Here is a 15,873-nt window from a genome sequence, read left to right on the forward strand (position 1 = left end):
TTCGGCGTGCTCACCCTCGACACCGAGCAGCAGGGCATCGATCGGGCGTCGCGGGCCGCTGAGGAGAGGGGGAGGAGAGGGGGGTCGCTCGTGACGACCCGACCACTTTACTCCGTGTTCTCCCAGGTTCGTGTGCGGGCGGCCCCAGGACGGGGGCCGCCCGCAGTGGTTCAGCTGCGCAGCGAGCGGAGGAGCAGAGCGGTCGAGACCGCCGCCTCGGCCGCCTCGCGCCCCTTGTCCTCCTTCGAGCCGGGAAGGCCCGCGCGATCGATGCCCTGCTGCTCGGTGTCGAGGGTGAGCACGCCGAAGCCGACCGGCTTGCCCGTCAGGATCGAGACGGTGGTGAGCCCGGAGGTGGCGGCGTCCGAGACGTACTCGAAGTGCGGGGTGCCGCCGCGGATGATCACGCCGAGGGCGACGACCGCGTCGGCCCCCGCCTCCAGGGCCGCCTTCGAGGCGACGGGCAGCTCGAACGAGCCGGGCACGCGCACGAGCGACCAGGACGCTCCGGCCTCGTCGAGGGCTCGGCTCGCTCCGGCGATCAGGCCGTCGCTGATCTGCTCGTGCCAGGTGCCCGCGATGACGACGACGCGCAGTCCCGCGCCGTCGAGAGGGGAGGTGGTGGGGGCGCCGCTACCGGCCATTGCTACTCCTTCGTGGTGGCGCCGGCGATCCCGGCGTCGAGGGCGAGGCCGGAGATCCCGGCGTCGAGGGGGTCGTGGTCGAGGACGCTGTCGAGGGTGTGGCCCATGCGGTCGCGCTTGGTCTCGAGGTAGCCCTCGTTGAAGGCGCCGACTCCGACGACGAGCGGCACGCGCTCGGCGACGACGATGCCGCGGTCGGTGAGCTGGCGGACCTTCTCGGGGTTGTTGGTGAGCAGGCGCACCTCGGTGAGGCCGAGGTCCTCGAGGATCCCGACCGCCGCTCCGTAGTCCCGCGCGTCGGCGGGGAGCCCGAGGGCGAGGTTCGCGTCGAGGGTGTCGAGTCCGTCCTCCTGCAGGCGGTAGGCGCGCAGCTTGTTGATCAGGCCGATGCCCCGGCCCTCGTGACCGCGGAGGTAGACGACGACGCCGCCGTCCCGCTGGATCGTGTCGAGGGCGGCGTCGAGCTGGGGCCCGCACTCGCACTTCAGCGAGCCGAAGGCCTCGCCGGTCAGGCACTCGGAGTGCACGCGCACCAGGGCGGGCCGCCCCGCGGCGACCTCTCCCGCGAGGATCGCGACGTGATCCGCTCCGGTCTGCCGGTCGCGGTAGGCGCGGATCCGGAACGGGCCGTGGGTGGTCGGCACCGTGGTCTCGACCTCGAAGCTCACCCGCGCGCTCTCCGGGACCGCGACCGTGACGGGCACCTCCGCGTCGCAGTGGAACTCCTGCAGGTACGCGATGAGGGCCGCGACCGTGGTCACCGGCACGCCCTCGCGCTCGCCGAGGGCGATCAGGCCGGGCAGCCGCATCATCTCGCCGTCCTCGGCGACGATCTCGGAGATCGCGCCCACGGGGTACAGGCCGGCGAGCTTCATCAGGTCGACGGCCGCCTCCGTGTGCCCGTCGCGCTCGCGCACGCCGCCGTCGACGGCGCGCAGCGGCAGGATGTGGCCGGGGCGGTTCAGGCGGGAGGGGGTCGCCTCGGGGTCGGCCAGCACGCGGAGGGTGTGCGCGCGGTCGGAGGCGCTGATGCCGGTGGAGAGCCGGTCGGCCGCGTCGACGGAGAGCGTGTAGGCGGTGCCGCGCGGGTCCTCGTTCTCGACCACCATCAGCGGCAGGGCGAGGCGGTCGGCGATCTCGTTGGTCATCGGCGCGCAGATGAACCCGGAGGAGTGGCGGACCATCCAGGCGATCGTCTCCTGGCTGGCGAGCTGGGCCGAGACGATGACGTCGCCCTCGTTCTCGCGGCCCTCGTCGTCCGCGACGATGATCGGGCGCCCGGCGCGTAGCGCCTCGACGGCCTCGGGGATGGTGGCGAGGCTCATGAGCGGGCCTCCGCGATCGAGCGCAGGGCGAGCATCCGCTCGACGTGGCGGGCCAGGACGTCGGTCTCGATGTTGACCTGATCGCCGATCGCGCGCGCGCCCAGCGTGGTGACGGCGAGCGTCTCGGGGATCAGCGAGACCTCGAACCACTGCTCCGGCTCGGCGGCGGGGCTGATCGCCGAGACGGTCAGCGAGACGCCGTCGACCGCGATCGAGCCCTTGTCGACGACGAGCGGAGCGATCTCCGCCGGCAGCGAGAACCGCAGCACCCGCCAGGCCTCGCCCGGTGCGATCGCGAGCAGCGTCGCCGTGCCGTCGATGTGGCCCTGGACGATGTGGCCGCCGAGCCGGTCGCCGACCAGCGCGGCGCGCTCGAGGTTCACGGGGTCGCCGACGCCCACGGTGTCGAGGGTCGACATCCGCAGGGTCTGCGCCATGACGTCGGCGGTGAAGCCCTGGTCGGTGTGCTCGACCACGGTGAGGCAGACGCCCGAGACCGCGATCGAGTCGCCGTGCCGCACGCCCTCGACGGCGAGGGGCCCGCGGATGCTGAGGCGAATCGCGTCGGCGCCCGCCTCGACGGCGGTCACGACGCCCTTCTCCTCGATGATTCCGGTGAACATCAGTGGGTCTCCATCTGCAGGGCGTGGGGGAGGCGGGCCGGGGTGCCGGCACCGCCCGCGGGGAGGACGTCGGGGCGCGCGGTCACGAGGAGGTCGTCGCCGAGGATCTCGACCGAGCGGAGGGAGAGGCGCCGGGCCCCGCCGATGCTCTCCACGCCGAGATCGCCGAGCGCGACGCGGGGGCCGCCGAGGAGCGCGGGCGCGAGGAACACGAGGTACTCGTCGACCAGTCCGGCGGCGACGAGCGCGGAGGCGAGGGTCGGTCCGGCCTCGACGTAGACGCTGCGGATCTCGGCGGAGTAGAGGTGCGCGAGGACCGCGGCGAGGTCGCGGGTGCGCTCGACCACGACGGCGCGGGGGTGCTCGTGCAGGCGGGCGCCTGGCGGCACGGGGCGCGTGCCGACGACGACGGGCACCGGCTGGTGGGCGAGGAGCTCGCCTCCGTCGCCGCGGGCGGTGAGCGCGGGATCGTCGGCGAGGACGGTCCCGGTGCCGACGAGGATCGCGTCGTGCGCGGCACGCTGCTCGTGCACGCGCTGCCGGGCCGCCGCTCCGGTGATCCAGCGGCTGCTGCCGTCCGCCGCCGCGGTGCGGCCGTCGAGGGTCGAGGCCCACTTGAGCGTGACGAAGGGGCGGTGCAGGCGGGTCGCGGTGAGCCACGGGTGGAGGAACTGCTCTCCCTCCTCGGCGAGCACGCCCTCGATCACCTCGACGCCGGCCTCGCGGAGGGTGCGACCGCCGCCGGCCGAGCGCTCGCCCGGGTCCGGCACAGCGTAGACGACGCGGGAGACGCCCGCCTCGATCAGGGCGCGGCTGCAGGGACCCGTGCGCCCTGTGTGGTCGCACGGCTCGAGCGAGACGACGGCCGTCGCGCCCTCGGCGGCGCCCGCCGCGACGTGCGACAGGGCGTCGACCTCGGCGTGCGCGGTGCCGGCTCCGTGGTGCCAGCCCTCGCCGAGGACGGTGCCGTCGGGCGCGAGGATCACGCAGCCCACGCGCGGGTTGGGTCCGCGGGCGGGCCCGCGCTCGGCGAGCGCCAGCGCCCGGCGCATCGCGTGCTCGTAGTCGATCGTCATTCCCGGTTCTTCCGTTCGTCGCCGAACTCCGGGGTCTCGATCGACGGTGCGCGGGCACCGTCGCTCAGCATCGCGCGGTGATGCGCGACGCTCGTGCTGCCTCTCCTCCGGACTTTCACCGTCGGTCCTGGAGTTCCACCAGGTCAACCGCCGCCCCTCTCGAGGGGCTGCGGCTCGCGGACTGTGACCGCCGGTTCGGAATTCCCACCGACCCCGGAGCACGTGCTGTCCGGTCAGCCTACTCACCCGCCGCCCGGAGGGAGCCTCCGCGCGTCACACTCCCGGCGCACAGTCGGCTCCGTGCGTCCCGGAGCCCGTCGGCGCTGCGGTCGCCCGTCGTCTCCGCACGGTGGACGGCCGCGCTGCGTCCCCTCCGTCGATCACTCTTCGTTTGCCGTAGATGTCGGTTGCATCCCAAATTGGATAGTCCGATCGTTCGACTCCGGTTGGCGTATACCGGCCGGGCTGGTCAGACACGGAATGTCCTCCACCGGCGACGGAGATTTTCGCCGCTCAATGGCGCGACGAGAATCTCCGTCGATCGAGGCTCCGAGGTCAGCTCTCCCGCTCCTCCGCGCGCATGCGCCTCCTAGCGCGTCGAGCTACCTCCACGGTAAAAGCAGTGAGGACCAGTCCCGTTCCAGGCCCGACGAAGGGCGTGAGAACGGCGCGTGCATCGGTGAACCAGAACAGAAGCAATAGAACCGCTGTACCGCCGAACAGCAGAAGCGCCAATCCTCCAAGGATGGGATTGCGCAATTCTCGGCGCATCGCCCGACTGAGATCGTGATCAGAGGCCATTGAATCTCCTTCGCTGTTCTTCGCGCGCTCTAACAGCGCTGGATGACCGGGTGCAGAGAGCCACCTATAGTGAGGTAGCGTGCGCCGAGGCACTGGCCAGAGTTGTTCGCTTGAACTGCGGCGACGTGGAATACGGCGCCGTAAGCGCCGCACACCGCTCCGAGGGGGGCGAATGCGGCCGTCATTGATCCGCACAGTAATCCTGCCGCTGCTGCGGTAGATTGCGACGCGGTTTTCGTCTCGGTTCTGTTGAGCATGATTGTACAGAATGCGATGTCACAGGCGAGGCTGGGGTCGGCGACCACGGGATAGGATGCGCCCGTGTGATGCACTCTCTGCACCAGCGTGCCGCCGTCGATCGAGAAACTGGTCCTGACAGGAGCGCCGGTGGAATCTGAGGCCCAGGCCGGATTTATGAAGTTGACGGTCCGTCCGTGTGAATCCTTCACCGCAACCGAGTGGTCGATGAACTCAAGGATGGCGGGTTCTCCATCCACGGTCACGTCGAATCTGTAATCAGATGGGGCTGCCTGGTCCTTGATGAGAGCAAAGCCCGCATTGAGAACATGGCCTGCCCCTGTGAACGCGTAATCGTAGGAGTCGCTCATGTTGTAGACGAGCGCGCCTGAAGGCCCGACGCTCGCCGATCAGACAGCGGTTCCTGGAGTGATGCCGACGCTGTGGTTCCTGTATTCGACCGTGAGGCCGGACTTCGTCGAGAGGGAGCCGCTCGGCTCCAGGTGCTCTGATTCGGAGCTTAGTCGAGCGGCGCGTTCACTGGAGGCGGCGATAGGCGTGAGCAAGCCGAAAGATTGCATTGTCGATTCTGCTGTTCGGGTCGCTGTGACGACTCCCGGATCGGCCGTCGCAGGTGTTGCGACCAATGAAGTGAAAGCAAGTACGGTGCCCATGAGCAGCGCTCGAACCGATCTTCTGGTGCCTGGCAAGAACATCTCCTTCTCTCAACGTCATCTTTGACACCAGTCACAATTGCAGGGTTATCGCAGATCATCAATGATCGGGCGGGTTCCAGAAGTCCGATGGCGCGTTCGGAGGACCATTCGCCTAATGGTGTCCTCGGCGGGTCGCTCTCGTCGAGTCCCGCGCGACGGAGGGCGCTCGGTTCAGTTCCGGTGCTCGTCCACCCAGCGCGGGAACGGGTCCGCGTACTCCGCCCAGGCGGCCGGGCCGGCCAGCAGCTCCTCGGGGGTGAGCAGGCAGCTCTGCAGGACGGCGGTCAGCCCCCCGGTGTCCAGGCCGGTCCCGAAGAAGGCGAGCTCCTGGCCCAGAGGCGCGTCCTCGTCCCAGCTGAGCAGGCTCGTCGGATCCAGGGTCAGCACGTCGCCCGCGACCGACCACGAGCCGACCCGGTCGGCGCGGGTCGCCAGACGCACCAGGCCGCGGGAGCGGAGGATGCGCCCCACCTTCTCCGCCACCAGCTCCCCGTGCACGGCCGCGCTGAGGCGGCCGGGGTGGAAGGGCAGCGGATCGCGGAAGACGAACTCCTGCACCGTCGTTCCCGCGAGCCGTCGGCGGGAGGTCCCGTTGAGGGCGCACTGCCAGCCCATCGAGGAGGCGATCGCGTGCGCGCGCCGGAGATGGAGCCTCCGGGGCTCCGCCGGGTGCTCGCCGACGGGGACGAGGTCGGCGGAGGGGGCGAGCGCTCGCAGGATGTCGCGGACGAGCGCGGTCCGCTCGGGGTCGCTCTCGGAGAGGGGCTCGGCGAGGGCGATGAGGCTCGAGAACTCCAGGCGGGCGGCGAGGCGCTCCGCCGAGTCGAAGGAGGGGCCCGCGCCGCCGCAGAGCACGCGTAGGATCTCCTCCGTCGACGTCACGGCGACCACGTCGAGGATCGCGATGCGGGTGTCGGCGGGATGCCGCTGCGCGCAGAGGTGCTCGAGCACGAGTCCGATCTCGAGCGGGTCGGCCTGGCCATCGAGGGCGACGACCGTGTGACCGCGGTGGCCGTCGTCGGCGTCGGCCGCGAGGCGCCGGTGGAGCTCCTCGGCGAGAGCGGGACCGTCGGCGCCGGGCGGATCGACCTCGAAGGCGATCCGGGACTCGGGCCTGCCGGCGAGGAGCGCGGCGGTCCGCCCGGCGTCCCGGGGGTCGGTCGCGCTGACGAGGGTGACGGCGAGGACGGGGGGTGCGGGGTGCTGGGGCTCCATGGACCGCTACTCTATCGATAACAGTTCTCATTAACGACAGGAGCATCCGTGAAGGTCCGCAACTCCCTCAGGTCGATGAAGGCACAGCCCGGATCGCAGGTCGTCCGCCGCCGGGGCCGCGTCTTCGTGATCAACAAGCTGAACCCGCGCTTCAAGGCCCGTCAGGGCTGAGCGCCGACCGGAGGGTGCGAGCCCTCCCGTCGCGCACGGCCTCAGTGCTCGTCGTAGTGGCCGGAGTGAGCGGCGTGCTTGTGGCCGTCGTGGACGAAGTCGACGTGGTCGTCGTGCTGCACGGTCTCGTGCCCGCAGGCGTCGCCGTGCTCGTGGTCGGCGGTCGAGTGCTCGGCCTCCGACTCGTGCTCGTCGTAGTGGTCGCCGTGCAGGGCGTGGTGGTGCGTGCCGTGGACGTAGTCGACGTGGTCCTCGTGCTGCACGGCCGGGTGGCCGCAGCCCTCGCCGTGCTCGTGCTCGGTGACGGGGTGCTCGGCGTGGAGATCGGTGGTGCTCATTGTGCTGCCTTTCCGGATGCGGGGGCCGCGGACGCGACGGGCTCCAGTCGACCAGATCCATAAACGCATTGCAATGGATGCGCCTAATCGAGAGCGATCATCGTTCCCGACAGGGACGGAGGTCACCCCTCCAGGGCGTGCCGGACAGCGTCGTCGACGATGTGCGTGACGTGGGTGTCGGCGACGGAGTAGTGCGCCTCGCGGCCCACGCGCTCGACCGCGACCAGCCCGGCGGTGCGGAGCATCCGAAGGTGCTGCGAGACCAGCGGCTGCGAGAGCCCGGTCACCTCGGCCAGCCGCCCGACCGTCGACGTCTCCTCGGCGAGGGCCCGGAGCAGGCGCAGCCGGGAGGAGGAGGACAGCACCTTGAAGAGCTCGGCGGCGGGTTCGAGGTCCTCGGTCATCTGCTCATGTAAGCAGAGGTGCATGCGCCGTGTCCGCGCGGCGCCCCGCGCGCCTCCGGCTACCCTCGGTGCGATGGACGAGGACAGGTACGGGCAGGACGTGCTCGCCGGCGACTGGCGCGCCCGCGGCAGGGTCGAGGTGGCGGTGGTCGAGGCCGAGCGCGATCTGGTGGTCGAGGAGGTCGCCTCCGGCTTCGTGGGTGCCGTGCTCGGCGTGGAGCTGCGGATGGTGCGGCTGGAGGACCGGTTCGGCAAGGTCCGCGTGTTCCCGCTGGGGCCCGGGTTCCTCCTCGAGGGGAAGCCCGTGTCGCTGAAGGCGCCCGGGCTGAAGCGCGACGCCGGCCTCGGTCGCGCGCGCTCCGCCTCCGGCTCCTTCCACGTCGCCGACGCGAAGGCGCGGGTCGCCCTGCCCAGCCGCATCTACGTCGAGGGTCGGCACGACGCCGAGCTGGTCGAGAAGGTCTGGGGCCACGACCTGCGGGTCGAGGGCGTCGTCGTCGAGTACATCGAGGGCGTCGACAACCTCGACGAGCTGGTGCGCGAGTTCCGGCCCGGTCCGGGGCGCCGCATCGGCGTGCTCGTCGACCATCTGGTGCGCGGCTCGAAGGAGTCGCGGATCGCCGAGCAGGTCGCCGCCGGTCCGCACGGCGCCCACGTCCTCGTCGTCGGCCACCCCTACATCGACGTCTGGCAGGCCGTGAAGCCCGGCCGGATCGGCCTGGAGCGCTGGCCCGAGATCCCTCGCGGAACCGAGTGGAAGCACGGGATCTGCGAGGCGCTCGGCTGGCCGCACGAGGAGCAGGCCGACATCGCGCGCGCCTGGCAGCGCATCCTCGGCCGGGTGCGCACCTTCCAGGACCTGGAGCCGGCGCTGCTGGGCCGGGTCGAGCAGCTCATCGACTTCGTGACGGAGCCCGCATGACCCGGCACGCGGGCCTCGGCCTCGCCCTCGACGCCGTGCTCGTCCTGGTCTTCGTGCTGATCGGCCGCGGGAGCCACGACGAGGGGTCGGCGCTGATCGGCCTGCTCACCACGCTCTGGCCGTTCCTGGCGGCGCTCCTGCTCGGCTGGGTCGTCACGCGCTCGTGGCGCTCCCCGGACCGGATCGTGCCCGCCGGGCTCGTCGTCTGGGCGGTGACCGTCGCGGGCGGGATGCTCCTGCGGATCGCCTCCGGGCAGGGCGTGCAGTGGAGCTTCGTGATCGTGACGGCCGTCGTGCTGGCCGTGTTCCTCCTCGGCCGCCGCGCTCTGACGCGGCTGATCGCCCGCCGGCGCTAGGCGGACCGGCGGCTCAGCCCACCCGCACCCCGAAGTGCTCCGCGAACAGCGGCAGCAGCAGGCTGAGCTGCAGCTCGGAGAGGGTGGCGCCGCGGAGGCCGTCCAGCCCGGTGAGCACGTGCAGCTCGGCGCCGCGCAGATCGAGGTGCTCGATCCGGGCCCGGGAGAGATCGAGGGAGCGGACGTCGCAGTCGACCAGGCGCAGCCGCGTGCCGGTCGCACCCGCCAGGTCGAGCTCGTCGATCGTGCAGCGCTCGAGCAGCACGTCGCGCACCGCGGCGCCGCGGAGGTTCAGGTAGCCGAGCTTGCAGTCGGCCACGCGCACCTGCTCCCAGGTGCTCTCGTAGAGCTCGGCCGAGCCCAGCCGCGAGGCGAGCAGCTCGACGGATCGGAGCCGGCTCCGCGGCGCCGAGAGCCCGGGGACGTCCAGCCGCTCGAGCCGCGACTCCGCGATCGACGCGGCCCGCAGCTGGGCGCCGTCCAGGACCACTCCCTCCAGCACGCACTCGCTGAAGGAGGCCGCGGTGAGATCGGCGCCGGTGAGGTCGGTGCCGGCGAAGCGCAGTCCTTCGGCGTGCTCCCGGTCGCCCGTGTCCCCGGCGTACCCCTCGGCGAGGCCGTCGAGGAGGAGGGGGTCGAGCCGGGGAGGAGCGGTCGCGTCGCGCACGCGGCGAGCCTAGTGCTGGCACCATGGCGGCATGCCCCGCCTGCTCGCCGTGTGCCGCGTCGCCCGCCTCCTGCCCGACTCCGGCACGGTCGGCGTGACCGCGATCGACAAGCGGCCGGTCGAGGGTCCCGTCGGAGTGCGCGACCTGGGCCTCTACGGCGACGTGCAGGCCGATCGCGCGCACCACGGCGGCCTCGACAAGGCGCTCTACGCCTACTCCGACGAGGACGCGGTCTGGTGGGCGGAGCGCCTGGGGCGGCCGGTGGCCGCGGGGATGTTCGGCGAGAACCTGCGGATCGCGGGCCTCGACGTGAGCGGAGCCGTGATCGGCGAGCGCTGGCGGATCGGCGAGGCGGTCGAGGTCGAGGTGACGATGCCGCGGACGCCGTGCGCGACGTTCCAACGGGCCCTCGGAGAGCCCCAGTGGGTGAAGCGCTTCGCCGACGAGGGGCGCACCGGCGCGTACCTGCGGGTGCTGCACCGCGGATCGGTGGAGGCGGGCGACGCCGTCGAGGTGCTGAGCCGGCCCGGGCACGGCGTCCCGGCCGACCGCTGGTACCGCGAGCACAGCCCGGCGGACGCGCAGGCGCTCCTCGACGCGGAGGAGGCGGGTGCGCTCCGGCCGGCTCCGGCGCTGCGGGCGTCGATCGAGCGGGCGCTCGCCTGACCCGGTCTACTCCCCGCGCGCCTCGCGCTTGAGGCGGCGCTTGACCGCTCGCTCCGTGAGCACCGTCAGGTAGTCCTGCACGGGCCGGTCCTGCAGGTCCGCGAGCTCCTCGCGCACGAGCGGCGCGACCTGCTCCTCGGAGTGGTCGGGGAACTTCTTGCGCACGTTCGCGGTCACGTCGCGCACCACCTGGTCGAGATCGAAGTCGGTCGTCATGCGGAGATCCTGGCCCCTCCAGGTGAACAGGAGGGGCGCGGAGCCCACGGCCCCGCGCCCCTCCTCCGTGCCGATGGTCAGCTCGCGGCGACGGCGATCTCGTTCGGCGTGACGTCGAGCTCGCCGGTGGCGACGACCTCTCCCGTGGTGAGGTCGACGGCGTGGATGCTGTCGGCGGCCGGGTCGGTCACGTAGGCGATGTCCCCGGCGACCGTGATCGCGGGGTGCGGGTCCTGCCACTCGACCGGGCTCTCCCAGGCGTCGACGACGGGGTAGGAGGCGGTCAGCTCGCCGGTCTCGGGGTCGAGGACGTGGATCGCGCCGTCCGAGGCGATCATGTACGCCAGGTCGTCGGGGCCGCGGGCGACGCCGCGGAAGGTGTACTCGACGCCCTCGGGCAGGTCGACGACGTCGAGGGTCTTCGCCTCGGTGTCGATCAGCGCCACGCGGTGCAGGAGGTAGCCCTCGGCGTCGCGGTCGTCCTTGTAGTCGCCGACGATGATCGGGCTGGTCTCGCTGACCCAGGCGTTGCCCATGCGGCCGTACGGCTGGTCCGGCGCCTCGAGCTTCGTGATCTCGCCGCCGTCGTAGACCAGGGCGCCGTTCTCGCAGCCGAAGACGACGACCTCGTTCTCGGCCGTGCCCTCTCCGTGGACACCGGGGCACTGGTCGTTCGTGGCCGTCACGGCGCCGGAGGCGTCGCGCACCTCGATGCCCTTGCGCCCGTCGGCGTCACCGACCGTGGTGAGGAAGGTGCCGTCCTCGAGGACGATCGAGACGCCGTGGTGCGCCTCGACGCCCGGGATGGTCTCGGTCTCGGGCATCCCGTCCGAGGACGCCAGGTCGGCGGTCTCGAGGACGGTCGTGTCGCTCGTGCCGTCGGCGTAGAGGACGGTCTTCCCGGCGTGCCGGACGACGTGGCCCGGGGTGTCCGCGGGGAAGACGATGTCCGTCAGCTCCGGCTCGCCGCCGGTGCCGGCGGCGGTGTCGAGGAGCTGGAACCCCTCGCTCATGGTGACCATGACGTGGCGGTCGTCGCCGGCGGGGTTGAGGCGGGTGAACTCCTCGGAGTCCAGGTCCGCGACGGTCTCGAGGGTCTCGCCGTCGAGGACGAGGATGCCGCCCTCGTAGGCGACGGCGACGCGGGCGCCGGCGGCCGCCGCGGCCTCGGTGGCCGGCGCGGTGGACGCGGAGGACTCGGCGGCCGGGGTCGAGCTCGACGAGCAGGCCGCGAGGACCGTGATCGAGCAGGCGGCGATCAGGCCGAGGCCCGCCCGCCGGACGTGGGGATTCTGCATGGGTGCTTCTTCTTCCTGGTGGTGGATCGGAGGGCTCACGGGGAGAGCCCGGTGGCGATGCGCTGCGTGTTGACGCGCATCATGGCGAGGTAGTCGGGAGCGCCGCCCTCGGGCCCCGTCAGGGACTCCGTGAACAGCTCGACCACCTCCACGCGGATGTCGGCCTCGCTCGCCAGCGCCTGGACCAGGCGGTCGGGAGACGAGGACTCCGCGAAGATCGTGGGGACGCCGGTCTGCTCGACCGCGTCGACGAGATCGGCGAGGTCGGAGGCGGACGGCGCCGCGAGGGTCGTGCCTCCCGGGATGACGGCGCCGACGACGTCGAAGTCGAAGCGGTCGGCGAGGTACCCGAAGACGTGGTGGTTGGTGACGAGGGCGCGGCGCTCGGCGGGGATCGCGGCGAACGCCGCGGCCATCTCGGAGTCGAGCCGCTCGAGCTCGGCGCGGTAGCCGGCCGTCCGGTCCCGGACGGCGGCCGGATCGACGCCGTCGAGCGCGGCGAGCACGGGCCCGAGGGAGTCGACGACGTCGATCATCCGGCCGGGGTCCGTCCAGAAGTGCGAGTCCGGGCTCCCCTCCGCGTCGCCCTCGCTGTAGTCGAGGACGTCAACGGCGTCGCCGGCGACGAACGCGGGGACGTCCTCACCGGAGGCCTCGTCGAGGTGCTGCTGCAGGCCCTCCTCGAGTCCGAGGCCGTTCGAGACGACGAGGTCGGCGGAGCGCAGGCGCGCCGCCTCCTGCGCCGAGATCTCGAAGGAGTGCGGGTCGGCGTCGGGCTTCATCAGCGTGACGACCTGCGCCTCGTCGCCGACGAGCTCGCCCACGACGTCGCCGAGGATGTTGGTGGAGACGATGACGAGGGGCCTCTCGTCCTCCTCCGCGGACGTGCAGCCCGACAGGAGCAGGACCGCCGCGGCGGACGCGACGGCCCAGCGGCGCCTCATCGGCCCGTCTCCGCCGTGAAGGCCGGCTCGGTGGCGGTCTCGAAGGTGCGGGCGAGGCGCGCGCCGTCCGCGTAGTCGATCTCGTGCAGCTTCCGCTCGGCGGGCGCGCTGAGGTAGGCCCGCTGCTGGTCGGCGATCAGGACGGGCCGCGAGCCGTCCGCGGTCGTGTCCGCGACGAGGGGCGCGGTCTCGGCGAGGACCGCACCGTCGGAGCCGTCGAGCACCAGCACGCGGCCGTCGGCGGCGAGGGCGAGGACGGTCTCGTCCGCGTCGTCCACCGCGGTGACCTGCGCCAGCGGGGCGGGAGAGGGGAGGAGGCTCCAGGAGCGCTCCCGGGTGTCGAGGAGCCAGATGCCCGCGTCCCCGGCGAGGCCGGCGACCGTGGGGCGGCCCTCGCGGTTGTCGAAGGAGGCGGCGGGTGGCGCGGTGTTGCCGGCGGGGTAGGGGATCCGCTCGACGATGAGCTCCTCGTCCTCGATCGACGCCAGGAGTGCGCCGTCGGAGCAGCCGATGACGGCGCCGACGCGGGTGGTGATCGTCCCGGCGGGGTCGGGGCAGGCCTCGCGGAGGCCCGTCGGCTCGCCGTCCGAGTCGTAGCCGGCGACGGCCGCTCCGGATCCGGACCCCTCGGTCACCAGAGCGGACGAGCCGACGGGCACGACCATCCCGGGTCCGGGCTCGACGTCCTTCCGGAACCGCTCGACGATCGCCCCCCTCGACAGCGCCTCGGTGTCGAGGAGGACCGCCTCGCCGGAGTCGGGGAAGAAGAGTCCGGTTCCGCCGGTGGTCGAGAGGTTCGTCGTGGCGACGACGGCCGTCCCGGAGCCCTCGACCGTGCCGATCAGGCGGGGGTCCGCGCGGTAGTAGTGGAAGTGGTCCACGTGGTCCCAGGTCCACACGCCGCTGTCGACGATCTCGACGCCCGCATCGGTCTGGGCGAAGAGGTAGCGGCCGTCGGTCGTCATCGCGCTCGGTGCGCCGATGGTGCCGAGGCCGGTGACCGTCTCGTCGAGGAGGTCGAGGTGCGACACGGCGCCCGACGGGTCGATCGACGTCAGCCCCAGGCGCGGCTCGGCGAGCTCGGCGGCGTTCGCGACGGCGCCGTGGCCGGAGCCCGTGTCGTCCGCGGCCGGCGCGGAGGCATCGGTCGAGCAGGCGGCCAGGCCCAGCGCGAGAGCGCCCAGGAGGACGGTGGAGGCGGTGGTTCGGGAGTGCACGGAGTCCTTTCGAGGGTGAGCGGGGGAGGAGCGGTGCCGGCAGGGCCTCATGCGGCGACCGGCTGAGGGCCCGACCGGGACGCGAGGGCCGACGCGGCCGAGCGGACCGCCCAGGACACCGCGGCGACCGCGATGGCCGTGCCGGCGACCGAGGCGCCCGCGGCCGTGGCCGCGTGCCAGGAGACGAGCAGGCCGACGAGCACGGAGGCCGCGCCGAGGATCGACGCGAGCAGCATCCGGGTCGGGATGCGCGTGGTCCAGTGACCGGCGGCCACCGCGGGAGCCAGCAGGAGCCCGACGACGAGGAGCGAGCCGACCGCCTGGTAGGAGGCGACGACGGCGAGGGTCACCAGGCCGACCAGCGCGGCCTGAGCCGAGCGCGGACCGAGGCCGAGCACCGCGGCGATGCGCGGATCCAGCGCCAGGGCGACGAGCGGGCGGTGGAAGGCCGCTGCGACGAGGAGGCCGACTCCGGCGGCGGCGGCGAGCAGCCCGATGTCGACGGGAGTGATCGCGAGGATGTCGCCGAAGAGGATCGAGGTCGCGTCCGTGGCGAAGCTGCCCGAGTGCGAGATCACGATGACCCCCAGCGCCAGCATGGCGACGAAGAGCAGGCCGATGCTGGTGTCGTAGGACAGTCGTCCGCGCCGCTGCAGGGCCGCGATGCCGAGGCTCATCAGCACCGCGCTGGCTGCGCCGCCCACGAGGACGGGCGCGCCGAGCACCGTCGCGAGGGCGACGCCGGGGAGCATCCCGTGGGCGAGCGCCTCGCCGAGGAAGGCCATCCCGCGGAGGACCACCCAGGTGCCGACGACGCCGCAGAGGACCGCGACGAGGACGCCGCCGAGGAGGGCGCGCTGGAGGAAGTCGAGAGCGAACGGCTCGAGGATTCCGGCGAGGAGGCTGAGCATGGTGCCCGACCGTACACGATAATGAGAACAGTTATCACTGCTGTACGCTCGTCGGGATGGACGTCTCACCCCCGCCCGAGCCCCCGGTCCGCCTCCGAGGCGCTCACGTCGACTTCGGCTCCCGCCGCGCTCTCGCGGGGGTCGATCTCGACGTCGCCGCGCGCTCGCTGACCGTGATCGCCGGGCCGAACGGCGCCGGCAAGTCGACGCTCCTGGAGGTGATCGCGGGAGTGCGTCCACTGACGTCCGGCACGCGGGACGTCACCGGAGCGATCGCCTTCGTGCCGCAGCGGGCGTCGATCCCGGACCGCCTCCCGGTGACGGTGCGCGACGTGGTCGCGGTGGGCACCTGGGGTCGGCTCGGCCGCCTCCGCCGCAGCGACGCGCGCGCGGCGGACGCGATCGCCACCGCGCTCGAGCGGATGGAGATCGCCGCGCTCGCCCGGGAGCCCTTCGCGGTGCTCTCCGGCGGTCAGCGGCAGCGGGCGCTCCTCGCCCAGGGGCTCGCCCGCGGGGCCGGCCTGCTGCTCCTGGACGAGCCCACCACCGGCCTCGACTCGGCGAGTGCGGAGCGGATCCGGTCGGTCCTGCGCGCGGAGGCGGACCGCGGCGCGACGGTGGTCTGCGTCTCGCACGACCCCGCCGTGCTGGCCGACGCCGACCGCGTCGTCGGACTCGTCGACGGGGCCCTCGCTCCGGCGGACCGATCCGTCACCCGCGGCCCGTGAGGCGGGGGCGCACGGGCCGTCCGTGACGGATCGCACCCGAGCGACGGGCCGCGGGCTGGGAGGATGGGGGGATGACCTCGACGCTGCTCGACCGCATGCCGACGCCCGACGCGGACGGGCGCGTCGACGACGACGCGGTCTACCTGGCCTTCACCGAGTGGGCGGAGTCGCGCGGCCTCCCGCTCTACCCGGCGCAGGACGAGTCCATGCTCGAGATCGCCTCCGGCTCCAACCTGATCCTCTCGACGCCCACCGGCACCGGGAAGTCGCTCGTCGCGATCGGCGCGCACGCCGCGGCGCTCGCCTCCGGACGCCGCAGCTTCTACACGGCGCCGATCAAGGCGCTCGTCTCCGAGAAGTTCTTCGCGCTGGTCGACGTCTTCGGCGCCTCCAACGT

The 15,873-nt window shown here is 72.5% G+C and carries 21 protein-coding genes and 1 riboswitch; of the genes, 6 read left to right on the forward strand and 15 right to left on the reverse strand.

Annotated elements, in window-relative coordinates:
* Positions 1-170: 170 nt before the first annotated feature.
* From ribH to C5D04_RS15465, 7 genes are all read right to left on the reverse strand, one after another.
* The gene (ribH, locus tag C5D04_RS15445; protein WP_104250609.1) at positions 171-644 is read right to left on the reverse strand and encodes a 6,7-dimethyl-8-ribityllumazine synthase; all 474 of its coding nucleotides are present in this window, start codon (positions 642-644) and stop codon (positions 171-173) included.
* Between the two features lie 2 nt (positions 645-646).
* Complete coding sequence (ribA, locus tag C5D04_RS15450; protein ID WP_104222225.1) at positions 647-1,969, reverse strand: GTP cyclohydrolase II; 1,323 nt, start codon at positions 1,967-1,969, stop codon at positions 647-649.
* A complete protein-coding gene (locus C5D04_RS15455) occupies positions 1,966-2,592 on the reverse strand; it encodes a riboflavin synthase (RefSeq protein WP_104268884.1) in 627 nt (208 codons plus the stop codon). The genes ribA and C5D04_RS15455 overlap by 4 nt, the downstream gene beginning before the upstream one ends.
* The gene (gene ribD, locus C5D04_RS15460; RefSeq protein ID WP_258068185.1) at positions 2,592-3,668 is read right to left on the reverse strand and encodes a bifunctional diaminohydroxyphosphoribosylaminopyrimidine deaminase/5-amino-6-(5-phosphoribosylamino)uracil reductase RibD; all 1,077 of its coding nucleotides are present in this window, start codon (positions 3,666-3,668) and stop codon (positions 2,592-2,594) included. The genes C5D04_RS15455 and ribD overlap by 1 nt, the downstream gene beginning before the upstream one ends.
* A 91-nt stretch (positions 3,669-3,759) precedes the next feature.
* Positions 3,760-3,892, reverse strand: a riboswitch (FMN riboswitch).
* 331 nt (positions 3,893-4,223) lie between these two features.
* Positions 4,224-4,469, reverse strand: coding sequence for a hypothetical protein (locus tag C5D04_RS18000; RefSeq protein ID WP_146078468.1), 246 nt, complete (start codon positions 4,467-4,469; stop codon positions 4,224-4,226).
* Between the two features lie 29 nt (positions 4,470-4,498).
* Positions 4,499-5,077 carry a hypothetical protein gene (locus C5D04_RS18005; protein WP_146078469.1) on the reverse strand — a complete coding sequence of 193 codons (579 nt, stop codon included), beginning with the start codon at positions 5,075-5,077 and terminating at the stop codon, positions 4,499-4,501.
* A gap of 516 nt (positions 5,078-5,593) precedes the next feature.
* Positions 5,594-6,637 (reverse strand): GTP-binding protein, encoded by a 1,044-nt coding sequence (locus C5D04_RS15465; protein ID WP_104347975.1) that lies wholly within the window; start codon positions 6,635-6,637, stop codon positions 5,594-5,596.
* 48 nt (positions 6,638-6,685) lie between these two features.
* Between C5D04_RS15465 and ykgO the strand changes: the two genes are divergently transcribed.
* On the forward strand, positions 6,686-6,808 hold the full coding sequence (ykgO, locus tag C5D04_RS15470) for a type B 50S ribosomal protein L36 (protein ID WP_104226896.1): 123 nt from the start codon (positions 6,686-6,688) through the stop codon (positions 6,806-6,808).
* A gap of 41 nt (positions 6,809-6,849) precedes the next feature.
* Here ykgO and C5D04_RS18745 read toward each other — a convergent pair whose 3' ends face one another.
* Together C5D04_RS18745 and C5D04_RS15480 are read right to left on the reverse strand one after the other, a co-directional pair.
* Positions 6,850-7,146: a hypothetical protein gene (locus C5D04_RS18745; RefSeq protein ID WP_104257641.1), complete on the reverse strand. Its 297-nt coding sequence runs from the start codon at positions 7,144-7,146 to the stop codon at positions 6,850-6,852.
* Positions 7,147-7,268: 122 nt separating this feature from the next.
* Positions 7,269-7,550 carry a helix-turn-helix transcriptional regulator gene (locus tag C5D04_RS15480; RefSeq protein ID WP_104222235.1) on the reverse strand — a complete coding sequence of 94 codons (282 nt, stop codon included), beginning with the start codon at positions 7,548-7,550 and terminating at the stop codon, positions 7,269-7,271.
* Between the two features lie 73 nt (positions 7,551-7,623).
* Between C5D04_RS15480 and C5D04_RS15485 the strand changes: the two genes are divergently transcribed.
* Both C5D04_RS15485 and C5D04_RS15490 read left to right on the forward strand, forming a co-directional pair.
* Positions 7,624-8,472, forward strand: a complete 849-nt coding sequence (locus C5D04_RS15485; RefSeq protein WP_104226898.1) for a DUF3097 domain-containing protein — start codon at positions 7,624-7,626, stop codon at positions 8,470-8,472.
* A complete protein-coding gene (locus C5D04_RS15490) occupies positions 8,469-8,828 on the forward strand; it encodes a DUF3054 domain-containing protein (protein ID WP_104233715.1) in 360 nt (119 codons plus the stop codon). The genes C5D04_RS15485 and C5D04_RS15490 overlap by 4 nt, the downstream gene beginning before the upstream one ends.
* A gap of 13 nt (positions 8,829-8,841) precedes the next feature.
* Here C5D04_RS15490 and C5D04_RS15495 read toward each other — a convergent pair whose 3' ends face one another.
* A complete protein-coding gene (locus C5D04_RS15495; RefSeq protein ID WP_104347976.1) occupies positions 8,842-9,495 on the reverse strand; it encodes a pentapeptide repeat-containing protein in 654 nt (217 codons plus the stop codon).
* Positions 9,496-9,526: 31 nt separating this feature from the next.
* On the opposite strand from C5D04_RS15495, the gene C5D04_RS15500 reads away from it, so the two are divergent.
* On the forward strand, positions 9,527-10,162 hold the full coding sequence (locus tag C5D04_RS15500) for an MOSC domain-containing protein (RefSeq protein ID WP_104347977.1): 636 nt from the start codon (positions 9,527-9,529) through the stop codon (positions 10,160-10,162).
* 6 nt (positions 10,163-10,168) lie between these two features.
* On the opposite strand, the gene C5D04_RS15505 is transcribed toward C5D04_RS15500, so the two are convergent.
* The 5 genes from C5D04_RS15505 to aztB all read right to left on the reverse strand — a co-directional run bounded on the left by C5D04_RS15505 (position 10,169) and on the right by aztB (position 14,748).
* On the reverse strand, positions 10,169-10,378 hold the full coding sequence (locus C5D04_RS15505; RefSeq protein ID WP_104262881.1) for a three-helix bundle dimerization domain-containing protein: 210 nt from the start codon (positions 10,376-10,378) through the stop codon (positions 10,169-10,171).
* Positions 10,379-10,455: 77 nt separating this feature from the next.
* Positions 10,456-11,676: a zinc metallochaperone AztD gene (gene aztD / locus C5D04_RS15510; protein ID WP_104347978.1), complete on the reverse strand. Its 1,221-nt coding sequence runs from the start codon at positions 11,674-11,676 to the stop codon at positions 10,456-10,458.
* A gap of 35 nt (positions 11,677-11,711) precedes the next feature.
* Positions 11,712-12,620, reverse strand: coding sequence for a zinc ABC transporter substrate-binding protein AztC (gene aztC, locus C5D04_RS15515; RefSeq protein ID WP_104267523.1), 909 nt, complete (start codon positions 12,618-12,620; stop codon positions 11,712-11,714).
* The gene (locus C5D04_RS15520) at positions 12,617-13,837 is read right to left on the reverse strand and encodes an ABC transporter (protein ID WP_104347979.1); all 1,221 of its coding nucleotides are present in this window, start codon (positions 13,835-13,837) and stop codon (positions 12,617-12,619) included. Before C5D04_RS15520 ends, aztC begins: the two co-directional genes overlap by 4 nt.
* A gap of 47 nt (positions 13,838-13,884) precedes the next feature.
* Positions 13,885-14,748, reverse strand: coding sequence for a zinc ABC transporter permease AztB (gene aztB / locus C5D04_RS15525; protein WP_104233709.1), 864 nt, complete (start codon positions 14,746-14,748; stop codon positions 13,885-13,887).
* A 56-nt stretch (positions 14,749-14,804) separates the two neighbouring features.
* Here aztB and aztA point away from each other — a divergent pair, with 56 nt between their 5' ends.
* A complete protein-coding gene (gene aztA, locus C5D04_RS15530; protein WP_104325685.1) occupies positions 14,805-15,476 on the forward strand; it encodes a zinc ABC transporter ATP-binding protein AztA in 672 nt (223 codons plus the stop codon).
* Positions 15,477-15,547: 71 nt separating this feature from the next.
* The coding region (locus tag C5D04_RS15535) for a DEAD/DEAH box helicase (protein ID WP_374954392.1) at positions 15,548-15,873 on the forward strand (326 nt) is incomplete at its 3' end.

Origin of the sequence: Rathayibacter sp. AY1D2, assembly GCF_002932695.1 — a bacterium.
In the GTDB taxonomy this organism is placed as follows: Bacteria; Actinomycetota; Actinomycetes; order Actinomycetales; family Microbacteriaceae; genus Rathayibacter.

What these genes read in the sequence shown, in the direction of transcription:
- ribH (WP_104250609.1), bottom strand. Translation starts at nt 644, where the DNA reads ATGGCCGGTAGCGGCGCCCCCACCACCTCCCCTCTCGACGGCGCGGGA.
- ribA (WP_104222225.1), bottom strand. Translation starts at nt 1,969, where the DNA reads ATGAGCCTCGCCACCATCCCCGAGGCCGTCGAGGCGCTACGCGCCGGG.
- C5D04_RS15455 (WP_104268884.1), bottom strand. Translation starts at nt 2,592, where the DNA reads ATGTTCACCGGAATCATCGAGGAGAAGGGCGTCGTGACCGCCGTCGAG.
- ribD (WP_258068185.1), bottom strand. Translation starts at nt 3,668, where the DNA reads ATGACGATCGACTACGAGCACGCGATGCGCCGGGCGCTGGCGCTCGCC.
- C5D04_RS18000 (WP_146078468.1), bottom strand. Translation starts at nt 4,469, where the DNA reads ATGGCCTCTGATCACGATCTCAGTCGGGCGATGCGCCGAGAATTGCGC.
- C5D04_RS18005 (WP_146078469.1), bottom strand. Translation starts at nt 5,077, where the DNA reads ATGAGCGACTCCTACGATTACGCGTTCACAGGGGCAGGCCATGTTCTC.
- C5D04_RS15465 (WP_104347975.1), bottom strand. Translation starts at nt 6,637, where the DNA reads ATGGAGCCCCAGCACCCCGCACCCCCCGTCCTCGCCGTCACCCTCGTC.
- C5D04_RS18745 (WP_104257641.1), bottom strand. Translation starts at nt 7,146, where the DNA reads ATGAGCACCACCGATCTCCACGCCGAGCACCCCGTCACCGAGCACGAG.
- C5D04_RS15480 (WP_104222235.1), bottom strand. Translation starts at nt 7,550, where the DNA reads ATGACCGAGGACCTCGAACCCGCCGCCGAGCTCTTCAAGGTGCTGTCC.
- C5D04_RS15485 (WP_104226898.1), top strand. Translation starts at nt 7,624, where the DNA reads ATGGACGAGGACAGGTACGGGCAGGACGTGCTCGCCGGCGACTGGCGC.
- C5D04_RS15490 (WP_104233715.1), top strand. Translation starts at nt 8,469, where the DNA reads ATGACCCGGCACGCGGGCCTCGGCCTCGCCCTCGACGCCGTGCTCGTC.
- C5D04_RS15500 (WP_104347977.1), top strand. Translation starts at nt 9,527, where the DNA reads ATGCCCCGCCTGCTCGCCGTGTGCCGCGTCGCCCGCCTCCTGCCCGAC.
- C5D04_RS15505 (WP_104262881.1), bottom strand. Translation starts at nt 10,378, where the DNA reads ATGACGACCGACTTCGATCTCGACCAGGTGGTGCGCGACGTGACCGCG.
- aztD (WP_104347978.1), bottom strand. Translation starts at nt 11,676, where the DNA reads ATGCAGAATCCCCACGTCCGGCGGGCGGGCCTCGGCCTGATCGCCGCC.
- aztC (WP_104267523.1), bottom strand. Translation starts at nt 12,620, where the DNA reads ATGAGGCGCCGCTGGGCCGTCGCGTCCGCCGCGGCGGTCCTGCTCCTG.
- aztB (WP_104233709.1), bottom strand. Translation starts at nt 14,748, where the DNA reads ATGCTCAGCCTCCTCGCCGGAATCCTCGAGCCGTTCGCTCTCGACTTC.
- aztA (WP_104325685.1), top strand. Translation starts at nt 14,805, where the DNA reads ATGGACGTCTCACCCCCGCCCGAGCCCCCGGTCCGCCTCCGAGGCGCT.